At 73.9% G+C, this 7418-nt stretch carries 8 protein-coding genes; 5 read left to right on the top strand and 3 right to left on the bottom strand.

What is annotated here, in order from left to right:
* The first annotated feature begins 22 nt into the window (after nt 1-22).
* On the top strand, nt 23-844 hold the full coding sequence (locus tag ACIBJE_RS18155) for a hypothetical protein (protein WP_396749668.1): 822 nt from the start codon (nt 23-25) through the stop codon (nt 842-844).
* The gene (locus ACIBJE_RS18150) at nt 841-1872 is read left to right on the top strand and encodes a 3-dehydroquinate synthase family protein (RefSeq protein ID WP_396749665.1); all 1032 of its coding nucleotides are present in this window, start codon (nt 841-843) and stop codon (nt 1870-1872) included. The genes ACIBJE_RS18155 and ACIBJE_RS18150 overlap by 4 nt, the downstream gene beginning before the upstream one ends.
* A 151-nt stretch (nt 1873-2023) precedes the next feature.
* Here the strand turns inward: ACIBJE_RS18150 and ACIBJE_RS18145 are convergent, their stop codons facing one another.
* From ACIBJE_RS18145 to ACIBJE_RS18135, 3 genes are read right to left on the bottom strand one after another with little or no spacing between them, the layout of a single operon-like run.
* On the bottom strand, nt 2024-2719 hold the full coding sequence (locus ACIBJE_RS18145; RefSeq protein ID WP_396749663.1) for an HAD-IA family hydrolase: 696 nt from the start codon (nt 2717-2719) through the stop codon (nt 2024-2026).
* A gap of 31 nt (nt 2720-2750) precedes the next feature.
* The gene (locus ACIBJE_RS18140; RefSeq protein ID WP_396749661.1) at nt 2751-3875 is read right to left on the bottom strand and encodes a Gfo/Idh/MocA family protein; all 1125 of its coding nucleotides are present in this window, start codon (nt 3873-3875) and stop codon (nt 2751-2753) included.
* Complete coding sequence (locus tag ACIBJE_RS18135) at nt 3872-5035, bottom strand: DegT/DnrJ/EryC1/StrS family aminotransferase (protein WP_396749659.1); 1164 nt, start codon at nt 5033-5035, stop codon at nt 3872-3874. The genes ACIBJE_RS18140 and ACIBJE_RS18135 overlap by 4 nt, the downstream gene beginning before the upstream one ends.
* Before the next feature lie 601 nt (nt 5036-5636).
* Between ACIBJE_RS18135 and ACIBJE_RS18130 the strand changes: the two genes are divergently transcribed.
* From ACIBJE_RS18130 to ACIBJE_RS18120, 3 genes are all read left to right on the top strand, one after another.
* Entirely contained in the window at nt 5637-6068 is a 432-nt protein-coding gene (locus ACIBJE_RS18130) for a type II 3-dehydroquinate dehydratase (protein ID WP_088983694.1), read from the top strand.
* Nucleotides 6069-6134: 66 nt separating this feature from the next.
* Nucleotides 6135-6488, top strand: a complete 354-nt coding sequence (locus ACIBJE_RS18125; protein ID WP_396749657.1) for a DoxX family protein — start codon at nt 6135-6137, stop codon at nt 6486-6488.
* A 7-nt stretch (nt 6489-6495) separates the two neighbouring features.
* Nucleotides 6496-7413, top strand: a complete 918-nt coding sequence (locus tag ACIBJE_RS18120; RefSeq protein ID WP_396749654.1) for an ROK family protein — start codon at nt 6496-6498, stop codon at nt 7411-7413.
* Nucleotides 7414-7418: the final 5 nt, after the last annotated feature.

The raw sequence follows: 7418 nt of genomic DNA, 5'->3' as shown, positions 1-7418 counted from the left end.
CCCGCCCCGCCCACCAGTCGAGGTGCCGTCGTTGGAACGCTCCTGGATGTTCGCCCACCTCGCCGTACCCGGCGGGGGGTGCCCGGACGCCCGCGCGGCCGAACTCGTCGGCACCGTCGTGGCGGGACTGGTCGCCGCCGTACGCGCCGCCGACCCGCAGGCACGCTGGTTCTACGACCGGATCGGTCCCCGCGCCGGCCCGCGGCTGCGCGTCGGTCTGCACGCGAGCGCCGTCGGCCTCGACGCGGCACGTCGGCGGCTGGACGGCGATCCGACGTCGACGCTCACCCCGGACCCGTACGCCGTCCGCGACGCGGCGCGCGGCGGGCCGCTGGCACAGGCCGGCAGCGAGCTGGCCCTGTCCCTGCTGGGTGGGGACGCGCCCTGGCTGGCCGGCATGGAACTGCCCCTGGCCGTGGCCCACCTGCGGCACCTGTGCGACCTCATGCCGGTCGCCGACCGGCCGGCCTTCCTCTTCCTGCACTGGCAGGACCGCAGCCGGTCGCTGAGCGCCGCCCACCGCCGCGACCTCGCCGTCCAGGCGGACACCGGGGCCGAGAAGATCGTCCTGGCCGCCGGTGACCTACCGTCGACCGGTACGGTCGCGGCAGCCTGGCAGCGCTACCTGGACCGGGTCACCGAGGTGATGGGCGGGGACCACGCCACCCCACGCGGTTTCCTGCTGGCCGAACACGCCCAGCTCACCCATGAGCGGTGGGGCATCGACGCGGCCGTGGACTCGCTGGCCGCCATGGCGCTGCGGCTGGCCCTGCGGCGGGACGGTCCCCCACCGTCCGTACCGACCGCCCCGCCCGTCTCGACGAGGAGATTCTCGACCGCATGAGCACTCGCACCGACGGTTCCGAGACGACCGGCCGCGTCGACGTCCTCCTCGGTGACCGGACCTACCCGGTGTTCGTCGGTCCGGGGGTCCGCCACCGGCTGCCGGAGGAGGTGGCGCGGATCGGTGCCCGCCGGGTCGTGGTGGTCTCGGCCCGGCCACCGGAGTGGACCCCGGACCCGGGGGTGCCGCACCGCGTCGTGCCGGCCCGCGACGGCGAGCACGACAAGAGCCTGGCCACGGTGGAACACCTGTGCCGGGCGTTCGCCGACTTCGGGCTGACCCGCGCCGACGCGGTGGTCTCCTGCGGTGGCGGGACCACGACCGACGTGGTCGGTCTGGCCGCCGGCCTCTACCACCGGGGGATCGCGGTGATCCACCTGCCGACGTCGCTGCTGGCCCAGGTGGACGCGAGCGTCGGCGGCAAGACCGCGGTGAACCTTCCCGAGGGCAAGAACCTGGTCGGCGTGTACTGGCAACCCCGGGCGGTGCTCTGCGACACCGAGCAGCTGGACACCCTGCCCGACGTCGAGTGGCGCAACGGCTACGGGGAGATCGCCCGGGCCCACTTCATCGGGGCCGGTGAACTGCGCGGCCGTCCGGTCACCGAGCAGATCACCGCGTGCGTGGCGCTCAAGGCGCGGGTGGTCGCCGCCGACGAGCGCGACGCCGGCCTGCGGCACATCCTGAACTACGGCCACACCCTGGGGCACGCGCTGGAACGGGCCACCGACTTCCAGCTGCGCCACGGCGAGGCGGTCGGGGTGGGCACGGTGTTCGCCGGCCGGCTGGCCGGTCTGCTGGGCCGGATCCCGGTCGACCGGGTCGACGAGCACCGCGAGGTGGTCGCCGGCTACGGACTCGACACGCGACTGCCCGCCGGAGTGGGCCACGACGACCTGTTGGCGTTCATGCGACGGGACAAGAAGTCCACCTCGGGACTGTCCTTCGTGCTCGACGGCCCGTCCGGACCGGAACTCGTCGCGGACGTCGACGAGACCGCCGTCCGAGCCGCCCTCACCGCCATGTGAGCCCTCAGGGCGCTTGCACGCTCGGGTGGGCACGCAGCGTCGGCCGGTAACGGGATTGGGTGGTAGCAGGGGTCCCCTGTTACCGCTTTTTGATGAGCAGGGGACCCCTGCAACCACCCGAGCACCCCGCGCGGGAGCGGCAAGCGGGCGGTCAGGCGGCGGGCACGGCCGGGCAGTGGGCGAGCAGTTCCTCCGGCTTGTGCGCGACCAGGTCGGGGGCGGCGGCGAGCAGGCCCTCGACGTCCCCGCCGTGCCAGGTGGTGGCGACGGTCGTCACCCCGGCGTCGCGTCCGCTGGTCAGGTCGGTGATCGCGTCGCCGACCATCATCGCCTGGTACGGGGGCATCCCGAGCAGATCCAGCGCCCGGAGCACGATGTCCGGCGCGGGCTTCGGACGGGGCACCTCGTCGGAGCCGATCACGTGGTCGAACAGGTGGAGCACGCCGAGCAGGTCGAGCAGCGACCGGGCCCGGGGGCCGCTCTTGCCGGTGGCGATCGCCATCCGGATGCCCCGCTCGGACAACTCCTCCAGCGTCTCCCGTACGCCAGGGAAGAGTGGCACCTGGTGGGCGAGCCGGTAACTCTCCCGGACGAACGGCTCCTCCATCTCCAGCGGCAGCCCCATCAGCCGCATGATGTCCGGGAAGTACCGCCCCATGTGCTTGTTGTACTCCTCGAACGGCGCGGGCCCCGTCCCGACCACCTCGGCGTAGGCGACGCTGAACGCAGCGCGCATCACCGCCGAACTGTCGACCACGACACCGTCGAGGTCGAAGACGACCGCCCGGATCGGCCCCGGCCGCGCGGGGGCTGTGCTGACCTCGAGGGTGGACGGCGGATGGCTCATGGCTGCTCCCGGGTGGGTTCGCCGGTGGTTCTCACCGGTCGAGGGTTCCCGCCAGCGCGTACGTCGGCGCGGTGGGCCGGGCGCAGCGGTAGATCCGTTCGATGACGTCGATGGTCCGGCGGGCGTCGGCCGCTGCCGCGCCCCGGCTGGCCGGCGCGGCGAGCAGGTCGGGCAGTACGTCGAGCTGACGGTCGTACTCGGCGCCGATGGACTCCTCGGGCAGCGGCAGGCGGACGGTTTCGCCGTCCCGGGTCCGGGTGAGCACCGGCGTCGGCTCCCGGTTGGGGCTGAACCCGAACGTGCAGTGCAGGGTCGCCGAGCCGCCGGTGCCGTGGACCGCGATGGTGGTGCGGTCCCGCGCCTCGTGTGACGCCCAGCAGGCGTGCAGACCGGCGGAGGCGCCGTCGGCGGTGAGCAGGAACGCGCGGGCGGTGTCCTCGACGTCGCCCCGGGCGCGGCCGGTGTCCGTGGCCGTGCCCCGCCATGCCGCGGCGGCGGCGTCGTCGTTGACGAAGTCGTCGGAGACGCTGCCCACGGCGTGCACCACCGGGGACGGGCCGAGCAGCGGCAACACGGTGTCGAGCAGGTGCCAGCCGAGGTCGACCAGGGCACCGCCGCCGGCCAGATCCCGCCGGGTGAACCAGCCACCGGCGTCGGGCACGCCGCGCGCCCGTACCCAGGCCACGTCGACGTGGCGGACGGCGCCCAGGTCGGCGGTCGCCTCGACCAGTGCGCGGACGTCCGCCCGGTAGCGGGCGGCGCTGCCGGCGAGCAGCACCGCCCCGCCGGCCCGCTCGGCCTCGGCCAACTGCTCCGCCTCGACGGAGGTGAGGCAGACCGGCTTCTCCAGGAAGACCGGTACGCCCCGGCGCAGCAGCCGGGCCGCCACGTCTGCGTGCAGGTGGTTCGGTACGGCGACGACGACCAGGTCGACCGTGTCGGCGGGGATGTCGTCGACGTCGGCGTACGCGGACGGGACCTGGTGGGTGGCGCGGGCCCGGTCACGGGCCGTCGGGTCGGGGTCCACCACGGCGGTCACCGTGAAGCGCGGGTGCCTGGCGAGCCGGGGCAGCCAGATCTCCCGTCCGGCCCAGCCGAGGCCGGCCACGGCGACCCTGACGCGCCCCGGTGTGGCGGCCGACGACGGCGTGGTCATTCGCCGAGGACGTCGGCGAGCACGGCGGCGATCTGGTGCATCTGCTCCTCGGTGCCGAGCAGCGTGCGGTGGTGCAGCCAGATGCAGTCGGCGTGGATCTGCTCGACGTTCGGGCAGCGGGCGGCGATCTGGTCGACCGTCTCGTCCGGCGCACCGGCGAGCCAGAAGCCCTCGCACCGGTAGATCGCGCGGAACGCGACGAAGGCGGGGATGCCCCGGGCGATCAGCTCGTCCACCACGACCCGGCGGCGCTGCTCGCCGATGCCGGGGACGCGGAACATGGCCATGTAGTGCGGGTTGCGGTCGCCGCGGTCGTCGCGGCCCTGCGGCACCACGCCGGGAATCTGGGCGAGCAGGCTCGCCAGCAGCGGCCAACGCTGCTCACGCAGCTCGATCTGGCTGTCCAGCCGGGACAGCTGGGCCCGCAGGACGGCGGCGCTGAACTCGTTCATCCGGTAGTTCGAGCCGGTGGTGCGGTGCAGGTAGTCGCGGTCGGTGCGCGGCCGGCCGCAGCTGTGCACGAGGAACGCCCGCTCGTACGACTCCTGGTCGGGGAAGAGCACCGCGCCGCCCTCGCCGGCGGTCATCAGCTTGCCGTTCTGGAAGCTGAACGCGGCCACCGAACCCAGCTCGCCGACGCGCTTGCCCTGCCACTGGGCACCGTGGGCGTGCGCGGCGTCCTGGAGGATGTCGACTCCGGCGTCGGCGGCGATCTTGTCGAGGGCGTCCATGTCGGCCATCTGCCCGGCCATGTGCACCGGCATGATGACCCGGGTCCGCTCGGTGATCGCGGCGGCGACGGCCTCCGGCTGGATGCAGTAGGTGTCCAGGTCGACGTCGACCGGCACGGCCACCGCGCCGAGCCGCTGCGCGGCCAGCGACGACGAGATGAAGGTGAACGCCGGGACGATGACCTCGGTGCCCGGTCCGACCCCGAGGACCTCCAGGGCCACCTCGAGGGCGTGGGTGCCGTTGGTGACGGCGAGCGCGTGCGGCGTGCCGTGGTACGCCCCGAACTCCGCCTCGAAGGTGTCGACCTCGCTGCCGCCGACGCGCCACCACTGGCCCTGCTCCAGTGCCCGGACCAGGCCGGTCCGTTCCTCGTCACCGAACTGCGGCCACTCGGGGAACTCCGGCACGCTCGCCGACAGACCACTCATGATGTCCCACTTCCCAATCCAGCTGGAACGGCGGTTCACTGGCCGTTCGCCGACGGCGGCGCGCCGCCCCGCGACCCCGGGCATCGGGTGCGACCCGCACCGCCCGGTCGGTTCTTCGGGGCGGACGCCACCGTCGAACGCGGCGACGTACCTGGCTCGCGGTGGACGCTAACCGACCTGACCGGCGGCTCAACTCCCCTAACGGCCCCTAACCGCCCCTTAGTCGGCCGGCCGGACGGCGCGTGGCAGCCGGCCGCGTAGTAGGACTGCGGTGGCGATCGACTCACCCCGCGCCCGGGGCGCGGCCCACTCCCGCGCGACGCCGACCACTCGCGGGAGGCACCGGCGACGACCAGCGTCGTACGCGCCGAACCGACGCAGCACGGCCTCAGGTGGTTGCAGGGGCACCTTGCAGTGCAGAAATCACCTGCAGGGGGCCCTTCCTAACACCTCAGCCGGGCGAACGACAGCGCCCCTAGCTGCCCCTATTCGCCCCTTGTTTCGCGCGGGCGGGCGCGGTCGGCCCCGGCCGCCGACGCGATACTGCCGGGGACCCGTCGCCGAACCCACGCCGACGGGACCGTTCCGCGCGAGGTGAACCGTGTCCAACGTGCTCCTGCTCAACGGCCCGAACCTGGGCATCCTCGGTCAGCGGGAGCCGGAGATCTACGGCACCGACACGCTGGCCGACATCGAGCGGGCGGTCGCCGAGGAGGTCGCACCGCGCGGCTGGCGGGTGACGGCCGAGCAGCACGACTGTGAGGGCGCGCTGATCCGCGCCATCCAGGGCAACTACGACACGGTCGGCGCGATCGTCAATCCCGGCGCGCTGATGATCGCCGGCTGGAGCCTGCGGGACGCGCTGGCCAACTATCCCCGCCCCTGGATGGAGGTCCACCTGTCCAACGTGTGGGCACGGGAGAGCTTCCGGCACGACTCGGTGCTCGCACCGCTCGCCAGCGGGGTGATCGTCGGACTCGGGGCGTTGGGCTACCGGCTGGCCGCCCGCGCGCTCGTCGCCACCGTCGCCTGACCCTTCCATCCACGGCCGGCACCAGCACGGTCGTCCGTCCGATTCCCCCGACCTGAGGACAGTCCCGTGCGTATCCCCATCATCACTCTGACCGTCATCCTCGCCTCCGTCCTCATCGCCGTGGCTCTGCCGAAGCTCCTCGGCCAGCTGGAGATGCGGAATCGGATGGCCCGCATCGGCGTCTCGGCCGGCCTCACCCGGACGATCGGCATCCTGGAGATCGCCGGGATCGCCGGATTGCTGCTCGGCCTGTTCTGGTGGCCGGTGGGCGTCGCGGCGGCCGTCGGGCTGACCCTGCTGCTGATCGGCGCGGCCGTCTACCACATCCGCGCCAAGGACCCCGTGCCGATGGCGGTGGTTCCGGTGGCGTTCGCCCTGGCAGCAGCGGCGATCGCCGTCCTGCACGTCCTCGCCAACTGACCACCCGATGATCGACGGGCCGGACGTCGGCGTCCTGGGGGTCGACGTCGGGGGCACCAAGGTGGCGCTGCGTGCCGAGGCGGCTGGTCGGCCCGCGTACGAGCGGACCTTCGCCTGGCCTGCCGGCGGCGATCCGGCCGGCGACCTGGCGGCGCTCGACGCGGAGGTCGCCGCGCTGCGGGCCACCTGGGGACCGTTCGGCGCGGTCGGTGTGGCGATGCCGGCCATCACCGGCCCGGACGGGACGGTCCTGACCTGGCCGGGTCGGCCGAGCTGGACCGGGCTCGATCTCACCGGTGCGCTGCGGCGACTCTTCCCCGACGTCCCGACCGGGTACGCCGACGACGGCGACCTGGCCGCGCTGGCCGAGGCCCGGAACGCCGGCCACGACGACCTGGTGTACCTGGGCGTGGGCACCGGGATCGGTGGCGGGATCGTGCTGAACGGCCGGCCCGTCCCGGCCGGTGCCTCCGCCGAGGTCGGACACATGGTCGTCGACCTCGACGGCATTCCGTGCGACTGCGGTCGCGTCGGTTGCCTCCAGTCGGTCGCCTCCGGCCCGGCCACCCTGCGGCGGGCGGGCCGGGAGCACGGCGGCGAGGTCACCTTCGACCAGCTGCGGGCCGGATTGCGGGACCGCCGGCCGTGGGCGGTCGGGGTGGTGTACGACAGCTGCGCCGCCCTGGCCTCGGCGGTGGTGAGCCTCGGCGAACTGTTGGCCGTTCCGGTGGCGGTCGTGGGCGGCGGCTTCGCCGGCGGCCTGCCCGGCTTCGTCCCGCTCGTCGCGGACCTGGCCCGGCAGGCGGGACGGCCCGGACGACCGGCCCCGACGGTGCGGGCCGCCGCCCTCGGCGGCCTCTCCTCGCTGTACGGCGCGCTCTGGCTGGCCCGTGACCTCACGACCGACGGCACCGGCTCCCGCTAGCCGCA

This window comes from Micromonospora sp. NPDC050187 (genome assembly GCF_044459745.1).
Lineage (GTDB): Bacteria > Actinomycetota > Actinomycetes > Mycobacteriales > Micromonosporaceae > Micromonospora.
The sequence above is the reverse complement of the archived record's forward strand: the minus strand, read 5'-3'. Positions and strand labels throughout refer to the sequence as shown.